The sequence below is a fragment of the Hymenobacter lucidus genome, from assembly GCF_020447265.1.
Taxonomy (GTDB): domain Bacteria; phylum Bacteroidota; class Bacteroidia; order Cytophagales; family Hymenobacteraceae; genus Hymenobacter; species Hymenobacter lucidus.
In genome coordinates this window covers 603,229-617,884 of record NZ_JAJADR010000001.1, presented here as the reverse complement: position 1 = coordinate 617,884, position 14,656 = coordinate 603,229, and the positions used below count along the sequence as shown (strand labels likewise).

The window sequence follows — 14,656 nt, the reverse complement described above, 5'->3', positions numbered from 1 at the left end:
GTCCAGAGTTACTGCTGGCCCCACCTTCATTCCACGCTGATGCGCCAACCGAAGCTCCCGCGCATGATGAACACACCGGCTTACTTGGAGCGAATCGGGGCGGAGGCCTCCGATACCCACCCTTCCCTAGCGGCCCTCACGCGGCTGCAACAGGCGCACCTGCTGGCCGTGCCGTTCGAGAATCTGGACATCCACCGGAGCCGGGAAATCACCTTTGCAGGGCGCTTCGCCAAAGTTGTTACTCAGCGGCGGGGTGGCTTCTGCTACGAGCTCAACTCGCTGTTTGCCGAACTGCTCCGGGCGCTGGGCTACCGGGTGAAGCTGGTAGCAGCGCGGGTATACAGCAGCAGCACGCAGACTTACGGACCCGAATTCGACCACCTGGCCCTGATTGTAGCGCTGGGGAAGGAAGAGTATCTGGTGGACGTCGGCTTCGGCGAATTCACGCTGCACCCGCTGCGGCTGCTGCCCGGCCTGGAGCAGCCTGACCCACGCGGCCGGTTTCGCATCGAGCAGCTCGCCGACCAGGACTTAGTGGTGCAGAAGCTGACTGGGGAAACCTGGACACCGGAGTACCGCTTCAGCCTGACTGCCCGGGAGCTGACCGAGTTTGAGCCCATGTGCCGCTACCACCAAACCAGCCCCGAGTCGCACTTCACCCGCAAGAGCCTGTGCAGCCTGCTCACCCCCGCTGGCCGTATTACCCTGACCGGGCACACGTTGAAAATCACCGACCACGGCAGCATTACCGAGCAGACTCTGCCCGACGAGCCGGCCTACCACGCGGCGCTGGCCCGGTATTTCGGCATCCGACTGTAGCACGCCGCAGATTCTACCGGTGGCACCTGATGCGGGCCGGTACGTATACTGTTGTCGTAGCCACTTTGCCCCGCGTATATGTCTACTCCCACCTCACCGGCTTCCGCCGATCAGCTCCACATTCGCCCGGCCACAGCGGCCGACGAGGCGTTTATCCGGGAACTGATGCCGCGCTTGGTAGCCTTTGGCCCACCCGCCTGGCGCGACCCGGCCCAACTCACAGCCACCGACGTAGCCGTGTTGCTGCACGCGCTGCACGAGCCCACGCCCCAGCGGAGCGTGGTAGTGGCCGAGCAAAACGGGCAGCCTGTCGGGCTGCTGCATCTTACCGTCAACACCGATTTTTACCAGCAGCAGCACGCCCACATTGCCGATCTGGCCGTGACTACGGCCGCCGAAGGCCGGGGTATCGGCCGGGCGCTGCTGCAGTACGCGGAAGCCTGGGCGCTGGAGCGCGGCTACGCGTGGCTTACCCTGAGCGTATTTGCCCAAAACCACCACGCCCGGGCCGTGTATGAGCGGGCGGGCTTCGGCCAGGACATCATCAAGTATGTGAAAGTATTGCAGCCATCCGCTCCCGGCTAAAAGTGCAGCAAGGCGCTGACAGAGCAGATGTTCCATCCGCGGCCGGTGCGCCCCAAAGGCCCAAAGCCAGACGCCCCGCGCTGCCGGACAGGGCAAGGCGGGGCGTGAGTTTAGAGCAGCGGAGCGGGATTAGCCGGGTTGCCGGTCGCCGGCGGTGAAGTCGAGCATCCAGCCGGGATATTCCGGGGCCAGCTTACTGATTTCGTCGAGCTGCCGCAGTTCGTCGGGGGTGAGCTGCACGTCCACGGCCTTGAGGTTGTCGTCGAGCTGCTCGGGCTTGTTGGCCCCGATGATGACGCTGCTCACTACGGGCTGGTGCAGCAGCCAGGCCAGGGCCAGCTGAGCCACCGTGGCACCCTTGGCTTCGGCCAGGGGCCGCAGCGCATCCACGATGGTGAAGGCACGGTCCTTATCCACGGGTGGGAAGTCGAAGCGGCCCCGGCGGCCTTCGTCCTCGTGCTGCTCGCGGGTATATTTGCCGCTGAGCAGGCCGCCGGCCAAGGGACTCCACACCAGCAGGCCCACGTTCTGATCTTGTAGCAGCGGCACAACTTCCCGTTCCAGGTCGCGGCCCGCAATGGTGTAGTAGGCCTGCAGCGACACGAACCGCTCCTTATGATTATAGGTTGAGTAGCCCAGGGCCTTCATCAGCTGCCAGGCGGCCAGGTTGCTGGCCCCGATGTAGCGCACCTTACCCGAGCGCACCAGGTCGTCGAGGGCGCGCAGGGTTTCCTCCAGGGGCGTGAGCGGGTCGTAGCTGTGAATCTGGTAGAGGTCGATGTAGTCGGTACCCAGACGCTTGAGGCTGGCTTCGGCCTGCTGCATGATGTGCTTGCGGGTGAGGCCGGCCTGGTTGGGACCTTCGCCCATTTTGCCGCGTACTTTGGTGGCCACCACCAGCTCGTCGCGCTGCAGGCCCAGGTTGCGGATGGCCAGCCCGGTCATTTCCTCCGATACGCCTTCGGAATACACGTTGGCCGTGTCGATAAAGTTGATACCCGCTTCCACGGCGCGCTTTACTTGCGCATCCACGGCGGGCTGGCCCAGCTCCCCAATGGCTTTGGCCCAGCCCTTGCCGCCAAACGTCATAGTGCCTAGGCACAGCTCCGATACTTTCAGGCCAGTATTTCCTAACAGATTGTACTTCATATGCGGGTTGGTTGTGGTAGGTAGTAAGAACAAAACAGCGGCCCCGGCCGGAGCAGTGCGCCCCAAACAACCAGCCAGGCGGTGGATAGTTGCCGGGCGGCCAATCGGCGGGGTGGCCGGCCGTGAGCGGGCAGCTGGCCACGCGCAAGCACCTAGGCAGCGCGGGCCCGGCCAGATGCCCACCATCGGGCTGGTGATTAAAGCCGCCCATTCAGAAAGACTGCCACAGTCAATGGGGCCGGCCGGCTGTGGTCCGGGGGTATTTGCTACCGACTGCAACCCACTTACTGGCCGTTGGTTTTCTGCTGCTTGCGCTGCTGCTTTTCCTGCTTCATGCGCTGCCGCACCCCATCATCCACACCCCGGCCCGTGGGCATAGGCTGCTGCACTGCGCCCGCAGTAGCCGGCGCGGGCGGGGCCGTTTTGATCTGGTAGCGGTGGGCAATGTTGGCCGAGAGCCGCTCGGTGAAATGGGGCAGCACGTGGTGGGAGAAAACGGCGCCCCTAGCCTTCCAGCCCACGGGCAGCTCTTGGCGGGGCCGCAGCGAGGAGCGCACAATGGCATTTACCACCTTGCTGGGCGGGTCCATGGCGGCCATGCGCGGGGTGCCGCCGCTGTAGTTGGCGGCATGGCCCCAGAAAGGCGTGTCCACGGCCCAGGGCTCAATGGTTACCACCTTAATGTCTTTGTAGCCGCTCAGGCGCAGCTCGTTGTTCAGGGCTTGGTCGAAGTTGCGGATGGCGGCTTTGGTGCCCGCGTACACGGCGTGGTAGGCCAGCGGCACTTCACTTTCCACCGAGCCCAGGTTGATGAGCGTGCCGCTCTTCTGGGTCTGGAATAGCTTGATGGCAACCTGGCTGCCGTACACGATGCCTTTGTAGTTGACGTCAATCAGCCGGGAGTAATCGGCCAGTGGAACGTCCCAGAACCGCCCGATGGCGCCCACGCCCACGTCGTTGATCCACACATCTACGCGGCCGTACTGCTTCACGGCAGCCTCGGCTAGGCGCTGCACTTGCTCGGGCTGGCTGATATCTGTGGTGACGACCAGGGCCGTGCCGCCGGCCGCCCGGATGGTGGCGGCCACTTCCTCCAGTAGCTCGGTGCGCCGGGCCGCCAGCACCACGTTGGCGTGGCAGGCCCCCAATTCCTGCGCTACGCCCCGGCCAAAGCCGCTGGAAGCCCCGATGATGACGTAGGTTTTGCCCTGTACTTTCTTTCGCCCGCTGGCGCCCAACCGGGCGGTGGCGCAGCCGCCCAGCAACAACCCGAGTAGTACGAGCACCAAGGCCAGGTGCGCTGGTCGTTGCAGCTGAGCCCAGGCAGTGCGGCTGGCTTGCCGGGCGGCGCAGAATCGTTGGAATATCGGATGGCGCATAGCAAATGGGGACAAGTGAATGGATAGGTTTTTCCCGTCCATACGCCCCACTGGCAGCCCTGGATATAGCCCAGCTTGGCCGAAAACGCGTCTATAGCCCAGTTTAAGCGGCTTTTATAACAACGCCGCGCTTGTCAGACTGCCATTTGAAAAAGAAGCGGGAGAGGCTTTGATTTCTTGCCGGGCCGCCGGGCGTAGGTATCTTCCACCCCGTTTCGGGCCTTGCCTCTTTCCTTCTCTAATGCTACTTACCGCTCTGCGTTTTCCTCTGGTTGCCGCTTTAGGCCTGCTGCTGGCCTGCTCGCCGGCCACCGACGAGCCCCAAAACACCACCCTCCAAACTACGACTCCGACCCGTACCAAAGGCCCTTTCGTGGGCACTTTGCGGTTTCTGGAGCGCCGCGCGGGCCTGGGCCGCATCAGTACCAAGTACGTCACGCTCACTCTCGACGGCCACCGGATACGGCGCGATGTTCGCACGAATAGCTTCGCCGATTCCACCGACCGGTACGGTATTATTGCCGACCTACGCACCGACAGCGTGACGTACTACGTGCAGAACCAGTTCCGCAACGTGCACTGCAGCCTGAAGCGCACCGATTACCTGGCGCGGGTGGCCGCCAACGAGCCCATTCTGACTTCCCTCGACCTGCGGCCCTACGGCACCGTATTTGAAGCGCTGCCCGCCGAAACCCACGCGCTGACCCAGGAGCTCAAAACCGGCCTCACCCTAGGGGCTCTGGTCGACTGCAGCGCCATGCTGTTCTTTTTCCCTGACCGTACCCGGTGTGAGGTTATTTACTCGGAGCAGGTGCGCGTGGCCAAGCCGCTAATTGACCTGGTTGAGTACAATTCGCCGAGGGTGCTGCCCACCCTGGCCCTGGCAGTGCATTACACTCCGCCGCCCCTGGCCCAGAATGCCGGCCTGCTGGATAAGGCCCGCTACCGGCTGCGCCAGGAAATGTACGCCGGCTACGACCTCGACGGCCTGACCGAAACCCCGCCCTGGTCGAAGGCTTTCGACCTGCCCGCGGGCAGCAGCTACGCCGGCACAGCCGAAGACCTGCAGGAAGTTGAGCGCCAGTCGACCAACTCTTCCCATCATCATCACCACTAAGCTTCTGAAAACAAAAGCGGAAGCCCGATATCCGGGCTTCCGCTTTTGTTTTTACTCCCAACTAGCCAACTATGGCATTACCTCGAAAGCCAGGAACTGCGAAATCTGGGACGCGCCGAAGTTGTCGTCCGACACCATGATGAGCGAATAGTGGCCGTTGGCGAGCTTGGGCCCGAAGGTCATGCCCTCCAGGTTGTCGACGCGCGCAATGCCGGTGGTAGCCAGATCCAGCACCAGTCGCTTCGTGACGGGCGTATAGGTGGCGCTCTGCAGCCCGGCTACGCTGCTCACGTCGGTGGCGGCGGCCAGGTCTATTTCGTAGATGCGCACCAGATAATCGGGGGTGGCGCCCACGGCGAAGGACCGCTCCATCACCAGCAGCTTGGTTTCGGAGAGGGCCAGCACTTCTACCACGCCATTGAGCTGAAACTGGGTGCTGGGCACGGGCTCCTTGTGCACGGCATCGAGCTTGTAGGCATACTGGCCCACCACCTGGCGCGTGGCCTTGTCGTACTTCACGATGCGCGTGGTGGACGTGACGCCGAATGCCGCCCGGGGGCCATCTTCATAAATGGGCTCTTCCTGGGCCGTAAACAGGAACTTGCCGCCCGGGGAAATCGACATACCCTCAAACGAGCCGTTGGAGCGGGAGCCGTTGTCGGTAGCCTTCATCTGGAAGATAGGCGGCAGGGCAAATTCGGCTACGTGGGTACCGTCGAGGTTGGCCTCGCGCAGGAACGGATTCGTGAGCACAGCCGGCGTTACGGCCACGTTGCGCACTCCCTCACTCGACCAGATGATGTGCTTGGTGGCCGCATCGTAGCGGATTCCTTCCGGGTCGATGACGTTGTTGCGGTCGGCGGCCACGCTGGGGAAATTGGAGCCGTCGGGCCGCTTGATGGTGGTAACGCCCGTGAAGGTGATGCCCGTAAAGCTGCTGGCGTCGAAGGCCAGGTTGGCGGTGTAGTAGCGCACGGGCTGCAGGTTGGCCGGGTCGTCGCACATGAGGTAGTACGAGTTGTTGTCGGGGCGGTAGTCGATGCCCGAGAAGCCGCCGAGCGTGGTACCCTGGTAGTCCTGCTTGAAGGGCACGAGCTTTTCGCCGATAAAGCGCAGCGAGGCTACCGACGTGGGCGGCCCTGCGGTGTCGGTGTCCGGGGCATCATCATCGTCGCAGCTCAGCAGCAGCGGGAAGGCAGCGGCGGCCAGCAGCAAAGCCGGAGCGGGAAAAAGCTTGTTCATGGGGAGAGAAAAAGTGTGGTGAGGAGAAAGGCGACAGAAAAAGCAGCGGCAAAGAACGGCACTGGCCCGGCGGCCGGAGTTATGCCAATGTTATGCTTGCGCCGGGTGGCTCCAAAGCATTGGCAGGGCTGAATATACAGATGCCACCCGTAACTTATGGGTCGGCTCCTTCTGCTCACCAACTCCCTGTTCAGCTATGTTCAAAGCCCTGCAAACCGATTTCATCACCCTGCACCTGATCAACGACGACAACCTGGCCGAGGTCTACGAGCTGTTTCGCGGTTTCCCCGATTCCCGGGAAATGCAGGAAGAGCTGTTTCGCAACTACCTGCCCCGCTACGAAAAAGACCAGCGCACCAACTTCGGCTTCTACTCCTTGCTGCACGGCGAACTGGCCGGCATGACGCTGCTCACTGTGGACAGCTGGGAGGAGCGCGCCGGCTCCACTGGGGCCGACGTGTTTCGGCACATGCGGGGCCGGGGCGCTACGCCTGGCAGCAAGCCCCACCTGTTTTATCTGGCCTTCGAGCTGCTGGGCCTCAACCGCGTAGCCACCGGCTGCCGGGTGTCGAACGAGGCGTCGAAACGCTCGTTGGCCAAAACCCGCGGGTTGCAGTTCGAAGGCATCATGCGCGAGTCGGGCGTGAATGACGCGGGCGAGTTTGAGGACGAGCTGCTCTACGCCATCCTGCGCCGCGACTGGCTACAACTCTACGACCCGACGGAGGTGCGTGTCATTGAGTAAGCCCGCTGTCGACCGCGCTACTTCAGCACCTTGGCGTCGTGCACCACTTTGCCACCCACAATGGTCAGTACGCTGGTGGTTCTGGGCAGCGCGGGCGGGGGCACCGTGAAGATGTCCTGCGACAATACAGTCAGGTCGGCCAGCTTGCCCACGGCCAGGCTACCCTTGTTCTTTTCCGTAAATTCGGCGTAGGCCGAGCCCGTGGTATAAGCCTGTACTGCCTGCTGGCGCGTAATGGCCTCGGCCGGATTGGCCGGCGTGATGCCGGCCAGCATGATGTTCAGAAACGGATTCATGGGCCCGTCGGAGCCCAGGGCCAGCGGCACGCCCGCCGTCAGCAACGAGCGGAGCGGCTGCATCGTGGGTTTCCAGCGCTGGTGAAACAGGGCCGGCTCGGTGAAGTGCGCCGGGTTTTGCACTACCACCACGCCCAGCCGCTTGGCCCGCGGCAGCAGGTCTTCTACTACCCCGTCGCCGTGCTCGATGCGCACCCGTTGGGCCGGCCAGTTTACCTTCGTGCCGTAGCTTTCGAGCGTGGTCAGCACCTGCTCCGCCGCCCGGTCGCCGGCGCAGTGAAACAGCAGGGGCTGCTGCCAGTCGAGGCCTTCCTGCACGATTTTGCGCACTTCGGCCGCGCTGAAATTGAGTTGGCCACGCCAGCCGGGCCGGTCGAGGTAGTCGTAGCGCAGGGCCGCGCCCCGCTCGTAGGGCGTGGCGTCGAGCACCCATTTCAGGCCGCTCACCCGCACTTTAGGGCCATAGGAAGGCAGCTTGCTCATTTGGCGCTGCTCGGTGGTTTCCCGCTCTTTGGCATTGGTCACCGGAAACGGCCGGGCATGCACGCGCACCGGCAGATCGGCCTGCTGGGCCAGGCGCGCAAACCGGGCAATGGGCATATTGGTAAACAGCTGCACCGTGGTAATGCCGTAGCTGGCAGCCTCGGTGGCAAACCCGCGCAGCTGCCGGATGGCGGCCGTGTCGGGCACCTGCTCGGTCAGCAGCCGGCTGGGCCGCCATTCGGCATACTCCCGCAGCCGCCCGTTGATCTGGCGCGAGCCGCGCACCCGCTCAAAGGTGCCGCCCAGCGGGTCGGGCTGCTCGGCGGCTATGTTCAGCAGCGGCATAGCTTTGCTGTTGATAACGCGCAGGTGGCCGTAATGAGGATGCAGCAGCACCGGGTGGTTGGGCGCCAGCGCGTCGAGGGCGGCGCGGTTGACGAGCGTATCAAGCACCACGGTGGCGCCCACGGTGCCGAAAATCCAGGTGCCGGGCGGGGCTTGCTGCACGGCAGCGGCAATGGCCTGCTTCGTCTCGGCCCAGGTGGGCTCCATGCTCGCAAACCGCAGCTGCACGCCGGCCGGGTGCGGGTCGAAGTGGGTGTGGGCGTCGTTAAAGCCCGGCGTCACGACCCGGCCCTGGGCATCGATGCGGCGCGTGTTGGGGCCGGCCAGCTTGGCAATGTCGGCCGTAGTGCCCACCGCTACAATTCGCTCCCCCCGAATGGCCAGCGCCTGGGCCGTGGGTTGGGCAGCATCGGCAGTAAACACCTGCGCATTAAGCAGCACCATGTCGGGCGGGGCGGCCTGCCCGTAGGCTCCTGCTATCAACCCTGCACCTAAGCCAATAACCAGTACTATCTTCTTCATCCGCAAGCTCCTCCGGCAGCTCGGGGAAGCCGCGGCGGTGCGGCTGTCCGCAAACAATATATATTTTAAACAAACGATATTCAACTGCCCCAGCCGGCGGCCTACAGGTACCACATAGCACCCGGCACCACGGAAACCGCCACTGTCTGGCCGACCTGATAACCGGCCTCGGCGGTTTTCACGGTAACCTCCGTGCCCAGCACCCGCACATCGACCTCCGAGTAGCTGCCAAAAAACCGTACCGCCCGCGCCGTGCCCGCGAGACCGTCAGCAGCGGCTTCGGCAGCGGCCAGCCGGAAATTCTCGGGGCGCACCAGCAGCGGACGGCGCTTTCGGGGCGTGCCGGCGGCGGCGGCCAGGGCCGTGGCCAGCTTACCGCTCAGCCGGTTGTAGTCGCCAAAGAGGCCGGCCGTGTACTCGTCTACCGGTCGGCCATACACCTGCGCCGGTGACCCCTGCTGCACCAGTCGGCCGTTTTTCAGCACGAGTATCTCATCGGCCCACGACAGGGTATCGGCCGGGTCGTGGGAAATGAGCAGGCAGGTGATGCCCAGCTTGTCGCCCAGGTCGTGAATTACTTGCTTGAGCACCTGCCGGTGCACCCGGTCAAGGTTGGAGTAGGGCTCGTCGAGTAACAGTAGGCGCGGGGCTGAGAGCAGCAGCTTCGCCAACGCAATGCGCTGCCGCTCCCCGCCCGAAAGCTGGTTGGTGCGCCGCTCCAGCAGGTGCTCGATGCGGCACACGGCGTAGAGCTCGTCCGCCGCGCCGGCCGGCAGCTTATCGGCGTAGCGCAGCACCTGCTCCACGCGCAGGGAAGGCGGCAGCTCGAAGTGCTGCGAGAGGTAGGCAATGCCCGCGTGTCCCGGAATCAGGACTTCGTGCGGGCCTTTCACGCGGCGGCCTTCGAAATGCACGGTGCCCGCCGTGGGCTGGTTGAGGCCCGCAATAATCTGGAGCAGCGTGCTTTTGCCGGCCCCGGTTTCGCCCGCAATGGCCAGCTTCTGAAACTGCCGCTGACTGAAGCTGATATTTTCTAAAACGGTGTTTTCTCTTTCCTGCAGGGATATTTCGGAAACGCTCAACCAACTCATACGGGCAGGAAAGGGGATAAAAAGGCGCTACGGTGTGGCTACCAGGTCGCGGTTATACTTGTTGCGGTACTGCTTCGGCGAGAGTCCCGTTAGGCGCTTAAAGGTACTACGAAACGCCTTGGGGTCGGTGTAGCCCACCTGGTACATCACCTCGTTCACGTTTTCCCGCGACGATTCGAGGCTGTTTTTGGCGGCCTCAATCTTCACCCGCTGAATGTATTCGACCACCGAGTTGGCCGTGGCTTTCTTGAAGCGCCGCTCCAGGTTGCGGCGGCCCAGCGCCAGCATATCGGCTAGCTGCTCCACCGTTATTTTGTCCTGGTAGTTGCCCTCAATAAACGCCTGGGCCTTCTTGATGGGCTCGTCGCCGTGCTCTTTCTGCCCGTTGAACATGATAAAGGCCGACTGACTGACCCGCTCGATATCAATCTGGAATACCTTGGCGCAGACCACAGCCATTTCCCGGCCCGCGAATTTCTCCACCAGATACAGCACCAGGTTCAGGTAGGAAAACGCGCCGCCACTGGAATAAATGCCGTGCTCATCGGTGATGACCTGATTTTCGAGCAGCTCCACGGCCGGAAACATCCGCCGGAAGTCGTTGGCCGCCGCCCAGTGCGTGGTACAGTGCCGCCCGTCTATCAGGCCGGTGGCGGCCAGCAGAAACGCGCCCATGCACAGGCTGGCTATTTCAGCCCCGGCTTTGTGCCGCGCAATAATCCAGGGCAGAAAGGCGCGGTTGTTTGCCAAGGCCTGGGCCGGGTCGCCGTCCACGGCCGGGATTATAACGAGGTCGGTCTGCGTCACATCAGTAGTAAGCAGGGGCGTGTATACCGCGTAGAGGCCCCCGCACACGGGCGTTTCGTGGGTGAGGCCCACCAGCTGGATATCGAACAGCGGCGGCCGGCCCATGCGGCCGAGCAGGGCATTTACTTCCGCAAATACCAAACGTGGGCCCTCGATGCTGCCCAGAATAGCTCCCTTAGGAACCAGGATGGTGATGTGCTTCATGATATTAAAGCTAGTGGAACGTGGTGTCGCAATCAACCCGCTATTCGTCGGGATTTCCCCCTATATAGTACGCCGCTGTTACTAATTTTGTTGGCGCTCAGAGTTGAATTGAGGCCAATAATACTACATTTATTAGCAGCAACCTGAGCCAATTTTTCAACCTCATCTTCCACTTCTTTTCCCTGCACGCCATGAACACGCCGTATCTGGTTCCCTACCTCACTTTCGATGGTAACTGCCGCGAGGCCATGTCTTTCTACCAGCAGTGCCTGGGCGGCGAGCTGATGATTCAGCCCTTTGCCGATACGCCGGCCGCCGAGTATCTGCCTGCCAACGCCACCGCCGACAGCGTGCTGCACGCCAGCCTGACCAACGGCGACCTGCTGCTGTTCGGCTCCGACAGCGGCGGCCAGCAAGTAACGGCCGGCAACTCGGTTTCGATTTCCATCAACTGCGGCAGCGAAACCCAGATTGCAGACTGGTTTGAGAAGCTCTCCGCGGGCGGCAACGTCACGATGCCACTCGGCGACACGTTTTGGGGGGCCACGTTCGGCATGTTCACCGACCGGTTTGGCATTGCCTGGATGCTGAACTACGACAAGGTGCCGGTCGAGCAGCCGGTTTAACCCAGCAGTACTATGCGTAAGATAATTATGCTGATGCACGTCTCGCTCGACGGCTTCGTGGCCGACCCCGCCGGCAACCTGGACTGGGTGCGGCACGACGGCGAAATCTTCGACTACGTCACCGAGCATTTCCAAACCGTGGACACCTGCCTCTACGGCCGCGCCACCTACCAGAGCATGCGCGACTACTGGCCCACGGTGCCCGCCAACCCTGCTAGCACCGAGCGGCAGCGGCACCACGCCAGCTGGGTAGAGCAGGTGGCCAAAGTCGTCATATCGACCACCCTTCCCCACGCCGACTGGCACAATACCCGGCTGATAAGCGGCAACGTGGCGGAAGAAATACAGCAACTTCGGCAGCAGCCCGGCCGGAATATGATGCTATTTGGCAGCCCCAGACTGGCGCACAGCTTCATGCAGCTGGGCCTTATCGATGAGTACCTGCTCAATGTGAATCCGGTGCTGCTGGGCCAGGGCGTGCCGCTGTTTCACGGGGCACGCCGCCGCACGCCGCTCGAGCTGCTCAGCAGCCGTACGTTTTCCTCCGGCGTCATCGGCCTGCACTACCAGCACGAAAAGGCTTGATAACTGCCCGGTGCCGGCACTTCATTTCCTTTGTTCCGCAACATGAGAAGACTAATTGTTTCCGAGTTCGTGTCGCTGGATGGGGTGATGGAGAATCCAGCCTGGACGCTCCGGTTCCATTCGGCCGGACAGGCGCAGTTCAAGCTCGACGAGTTGCTGGCTGCCGACGCGCTGCTGATGGGGCGCCGCACCTACGAGGGCTTTGCGGCGGCCTGGCCCACGCGCACCGACGAGCAGGGCTTGGCCAGCCGCATGAATAGCCTGCCCAAATACGTGGTATCGGCCACGCTACGGGAGCCAGCCTGGCACAACACCCAAGTGCTTTCGGGCGGCCTCGCCGAGGAAATAACTCAGCTCAAAGCCCAGCCCGGCCAGGATATTCTGGTGTACGGCAGCGCCCGCCTGGTACGGGCGCTGCTCCAGTTGGGCCTCGCCGATGAGTACCGGCTCATGGTATTTCCCATCGTGGTGGGTAGCGGCCAGCGGCTCTTTGCCGACGACAGCGCCGCCACGCTGCGGCTCACCGGCAGCCGCACATTCAGCTCGGGCGTAGTGCTGCTTACCTACCAGCCTGGCCCGCCGCCGGCAGCCCCGGGCGCTTAACCCCGTCCGCCTTCCGGCGTATGTAGCTACATACCAAACCGAAAAACACCATGAATACTGCTTCTTACTCTGCTTACGCGTATGCCCTACTCCGAATCGTGGCGGGTCTCATGTTCGCCATGCACGGCAGCCAGAAGCTGCTCGGCTTCCCCGGCGGCGACGGTACCACGATGCCGCTACTGTCGCTGATGGGGCTGGCCGGTATTATCGAGCTGGTGGGCGGCCTGCTCATTGCCATTGGGCTCTTTACCCGTGGGGCGGCCTTCTTGGCCAGTGGCACCATGGCCGTGGCCTACTTCATGGCCCACGCCTCCAAAGGCGCTCTCCCCATCGTAAACCAAGGCGAGCTAGCGGTGCTCTACTGCTTTGTCTTTCTGTTCATTGCCGCCTACGGCGCGGGCATCTGGAGTGTAGACTCGCTACGCACTCGTGGCCGCACACTGGCGGCATAATGAGGGGGCCTGAGTTGTCAAACGCGGTTAACTCTGCTCCATTTTGAAACCAAAAAAGCCCGGTAGTACCGGGCTTTTTTGGTTTTTGGTAGTCGTTAGTAACCGTCCGCTTTGGGGTAGGCTACCGGCCGAAGGTGTAGCCCGCCAGCAAGGCTATGTTGCGGGAACCCGACAGCCGGTTTTCGCCCGAAGCCACGGAAGAGGTGCCGTCCAGGAAATCGACGCGCACTTCGAGAGACAGGCGGCCGGGGCCCATATCCTTGGCCACCCCCACACCCGCCAGTACCGACATATTTGTTGGGCGCAATTCCACTTTCTGCGTCTCATCCACGTTGAAGCGGGAGCCGGTTGTGCGGCGCGTACCCTCACCATTCACATTGATAGAAAAAGCCCCGCCGCCCTGCAGATAAGGCTGAATGCCGGTCGTCAGGAAGGTGTAGCGCAGCATTGCGGGTACCCGCACCGAAGTGATGCTGACGTTTATTTCCCGCGTCACATATTCGTTGGCATACAGCCCGTCGCCGAGGGTCTGAATTTTGTCATTGAACGTCTGCTGCAGGTACAACGCCTGCACCTGCAGCGAAAGCCGGGGATTGAAACGGCCGGGCTGCAGCGCCAGCCCTATTCCAAGCACGGGTTGCAGGGACGACTTTACCTGGTGGTCACCTTTATTGACGTAGGTTAAAGACGACTGCTGCATCCCGCCCAGCGCCGCAAAGCGCAGCTTCGACGTTTGCTTCTTTACTACGTACTGCGGCTTGCCATCGGCCCCGCAGGCATTGTAGGCTTCAAACGTCTTGATCAAAGCAGCTTCTTTCAGCTCCAGCCGCACCAGTTTGGCCTGCACTGACGGACAATCGGCCATGAGCTTCCACAGCACGTTGCGAAACGGATACGTGCGCACCTGCTGCAGCGTGGTGTAGCGCTGCGCATCGTTGCCCGACTGCGTGCTGTCCTGCTGAATGAGGGCTTCCAGTGGGCCCGTAGTGCCCGCGCCGGCGTAATACAGGTCTTTGTCCTTGTCGTTAATGGAGTGGTAGAGCGAGGCCTTGCCGAGCACCAGCGTCTGCAGAAAAGCTTGCTTAGCAGCTGTGCCCGGCAGCTGCCGGCTCTGCAGGTCGCGGCCCGTGCTGAAGCCGTAGCCCCGCAGCTGAGCGGGCTGGTACTCAACAACGGCCGCCTCAGCCGTGGGCCGGAACCGACAGAGCAGGCTGTTGCGTAACTCGCCTTGGTAGTCGATGCTGCCGCGCACCGTGTCGCCGGTGAGGGGCAAGATATAGCCGGGGCGGAAATTGGCCTGCGCAAAGGCTGCGCTGCTGCTGAATAGCAGGCCGATAAAGAGTACTGATTTTTTCATTAATAGTGCTAAAAAGCGGTAAGCAAAGGCTACAAAGCTACGCACAATAGATAGGCCACCGCGAAAAAGTTATAGTTCAGCTTACCGTTCAGGCTGATCAGCCCGGCTTTTGAGAGCTACCGGAGCACCAGCTTCTGCCACTTACCAAACGCCCCTTTGTCATCTTAGAAAAGTTACACCGTACATTAAACATCTTACGTAAGGCCGTTTTACGACTCACCCAATCGAATACAAAGTAGTCGTCATGCC

At 62.3% G+C, this 14,656-nt stretch carries 15 protein-coding genes; 8 read left to right on the top strand and 7 right to left on the bottom strand.

Annotation, left to right across the window (positions count from 1 at the left end; all coding sequences use genetic code 11):
- Positions 1-39 precede the first annotated feature (39 nt).
- Both LGH74_RS02605 and LGH74_RS02600 read left to right on the top strand, forming a co-directional pair.
- Positions 40-819: an arylamine N-acetyltransferase family protein gene (locus tag LGH74_RS02605; RefSeq protein WP_226171525.1), complete on the top strand. Its 780-nt coding sequence runs from the start codon at positions 40-42 to the stop codon at positions 817-819.
- A 78-nt stretch (positions 820-897) separates the two neighbouring features.
- Positions 898-1,404: a GNAT family N-acetyltransferase gene (locus LGH74_RS02600; protein WP_226171522.1), complete on the top strand. Its 507-nt coding sequence runs from the start codon at positions 898-900 to the stop codon at positions 1,402-1,404.
- Positions 1,405-1,533: 129 nt separating this feature from the next.
- Here LGH74_RS02600 and LGH74_RS02595 read toward each other — a convergent pair whose 3' ends face one another.
- Positions 1,534-2,553: an aldo/keto reductase gene (locus LGH74_RS02595; RefSeq protein WP_226171520.1), complete on the bottom strand. Its 1,020-nt coding sequence runs from the start codon at positions 2,551-2,553 to the stop codon at positions 1,534-1,536.
- A gap of 284 nt (positions 2,554-2,837) precedes the next feature.
- Entirely contained in the window at positions 2,838-3,932 is a 1,095-nt protein-coding gene (locus LGH74_RS02590) for an SDR family NAD(P)-dependent oxidoreductase (RefSeq protein WP_226171517.1), read from the bottom strand.
- 241 nt (positions 3,933-4,173) lie between these two features.
- Between LGH74_RS02590 and LGH74_RS02585 the strand changes: the two genes are divergently transcribed.
- On the top strand, positions 4,174-5,049 hold the full coding sequence (locus LGH74_RS02585; protein WP_226171514.1) for a hypothetical protein: 876 nt from the start codon (positions 4,174-4,176) through the stop codon (positions 5,047-5,049).
- A gap of 69 nt (positions 5,050-5,118) precedes the next feature.
- On the opposite strand, the gene LGH74_RS02580 is transcribed toward LGH74_RS02585, so the two are convergent.
- Entirely contained in the window at positions 5,119-6,291 is a 1,173-nt protein-coding gene (locus LGH74_RS02580; protein ID WP_226171511.1) for an esterase-like activity of phytase family protein, read from the bottom strand.
- A gap of 196 nt (positions 6,292-6,487) precedes the next feature.
- Here LGH74_RS02580 and LGH74_RS02575 point away from each other — a divergent pair, with 196 nt between their 5' ends.
- Entirely contained in the window at positions 6,488-7,036 is a 549-nt protein-coding gene (locus LGH74_RS02575) for a GNAT family N-acetyltransferase (protein ID WP_226171508.1), read from the top strand.
- Between the two features lie 17 nt (positions 7,037-7,053).
- Here the strand turns inward: LGH74_RS02575 and LGH74_RS02570 are convergent, their stop codons facing one another.
- From LGH74_RS02570 to LGH74_RS02560, 3 genes are all read right to left on the bottom strand, one after another.
- A complete protein-coding gene (locus LGH74_RS02570; protein WP_226171505.1) occupies positions 7,054-8,682 on the bottom strand; it encodes an amidohydrolase in 1,629 nt (542 codons plus the stop codon).
- Between the two features lie 101 nt (positions 8,683-8,783).
- Entirely contained in the window at positions 8,784-9,773 is a 990-nt protein-coding gene (locus LGH74_RS02565; RefSeq protein WP_226171502.1) for an ABC transporter ATP-binding protein, read from the bottom strand.
- Positions 9,774-9,800: 27 nt separating this feature from the next.
- Positions 9,801-10,784 (bottom strand): GlxA family transcriptional regulator, encoded by a 984-nt coding sequence (locus LGH74_RS02560; protein ID WP_226171499.1) that lies wholly within the window; start codon positions 10,782-10,784, stop codon positions 9,801-9,803.
- A gap of 191 nt (positions 10,785-10,975) precedes the next feature.
- On the opposite strand from LGH74_RS02560, the gene LGH74_RS02555 reads away from it, so the two are divergent.
- Genes LGH74_RS02555 through LGH74_RS02540 form a run of 4 tightly spaced genes read left to right on the top strand, consistent with a single transcriptional unit; the run spans position 10,976 to position 13,050 of the window.
- The gene (locus LGH74_RS02555) at positions 10,976-11,410 is read left to right on the top strand and encodes a VOC family protein (protein WP_226171497.1); all 435 of its coding nucleotides are present in this window, start codon (positions 10,976-10,978) and stop codon (positions 11,408-11,410) included.
- Positions 11,411-11,422: 12 nt separating this feature from the next.
- Positions 11,423-11,995: a dihydrofolate reductase family protein gene (locus tag LGH74_RS02550; RefSeq protein ID WP_226171494.1), complete on the top strand. Its 573-nt coding sequence runs from the start codon at positions 11,423-11,425 to the stop codon at positions 11,993-11,995.
- Positions 11,996-12,037: 42 nt separating this feature from the next.
- The gene (locus tag LGH74_RS02545) at positions 12,038-12,598 is read left to right on the top strand and encodes a dihydrofolate reductase family protein (RefSeq protein ID WP_226171491.1); all 561 of its coding nucleotides are present in this window, start codon (positions 12,038-12,040) and stop codon (positions 12,596-12,598) included.
- Positions 12,599-12,648: 50 nt separating this feature from the next.
- A complete protein-coding gene (locus LGH74_RS02540) occupies positions 12,649-13,050 on the top strand; it encodes a DoxX family protein (RefSeq protein WP_226171488.1) in 402 nt (133 codons plus the stop codon).
- A 121-nt stretch (positions 13,051-13,171) separates the two neighbouring features.
- On the opposite strand, the gene LGH74_RS02535 is transcribed toward LGH74_RS02540, so the two are convergent.
- Positions 13,172-14,407: an outer membrane beta-barrel protein gene (locus LGH74_RS02535; protein ID WP_226171486.1), complete on the bottom strand. Its 1,236-nt coding sequence runs from the start codon at positions 14,405-14,407 to the stop codon at positions 13,172-13,174.
- Between the last annotated feature and the right edge of the window lie 249 nt (positions 14,408-14,656).

Coding starts and splice junctions, on each gene's coding strand:
- LGH74_RS02585 (WP_226171514.1), top strand. CDS start 4,174: ATGCTACTTACCGCTCTGCGTTTTCCTCTGGTTGCCGCTTTAGGCCTG.
- LGH74_RS02605 (WP_226171525.1), top strand. CDS start 40: ATGCGCCAACCGAAGCTCCCGCGCATGATGAACACACCGGCTTACTTG.
- LGH74_RS02595 (WP_226171520.1), bottom strand. CDS start 2,553: ATGAAGTACAATCTGTTAGGAAATACTGGCCTGAAAGTATCGGAGCTG.
- LGH74_RS02590 (WP_226171517.1), bottom strand. CDS start 3,932: ATGCGCCATCCGATATTCCAACGATTCTGCGCCGCCCGGCAAGCCAGC.
- LGH74_RS02550 (WP_226171494.1), top strand. CDS start 11,423: ATGCGTAAGATAATTATGCTGATGCACGTCTCGCTCGACGGCTTCGTG.
- LGH74_RS02565 (WP_226171502.1), bottom strand. CDS start 9,773: ATGAGTTGGTTGAGCGTTTCCGAAATATCCCTGCAGGAAAGAGAAAAC.
- LGH74_RS02575 (WP_226171508.1), top strand. CDS start 6,488: ATGTTCAAAGCCCTGCAAACCGATTTCATCACCCTGCACCTGATCAAC.
- LGH74_RS02560 (WP_226171499.1), bottom strand. CDS start 10,784: ATGAAGCACATCACCATCCTGGTTCCTAAGGGAGCTATTCTGGGCAGC.
- LGH74_RS02580 (WP_226171511.1), bottom strand. CDS start 6,291: ATGAACAAGCTTTTTCCCGCTCCGGCTTTGCTGCTGGCCGCCGCTGCC.
- LGH74_RS02600 (WP_226171522.1), top strand. CDS start 898: ATGTCTACTCCCACCTCACCGGCTTCCGCCGATCAGCTCCACATTCGC.
- LGH74_RS02540 (WP_226171488.1), top strand. CDS start 12,649: ATGAATACTGCTTCTTACTCTGCTTACGCGTATGCCCTACTCCGAATC.
- LGH74_RS02535 (WP_226171486.1), bottom strand. CDS start 14,407: ATGAAAAAATCAGTACTCTTTATCGGCCTGCTATTCAGCAGCAGCGCA.
- LGH74_RS02545 (WP_226171491.1), top strand. CDS start 12,038: ATGAGAAGACTAATTGTTTCCGAGTTCGTGTCGCTGGATGGGGTGATG.
- LGH74_RS02555 (WP_226171497.1), top strand. CDS start 10,976: ATGAACACGCCGTATCTGGTTCCCTACCTCACTTTCGATGGTAACTGC.
- LGH74_RS02570 (WP_226171505.1), bottom strand. CDS start 8,682: ATGAAGAAGATAGTACTGGTTATTGGCTTAGGTGCAGGGTTGATAGCA.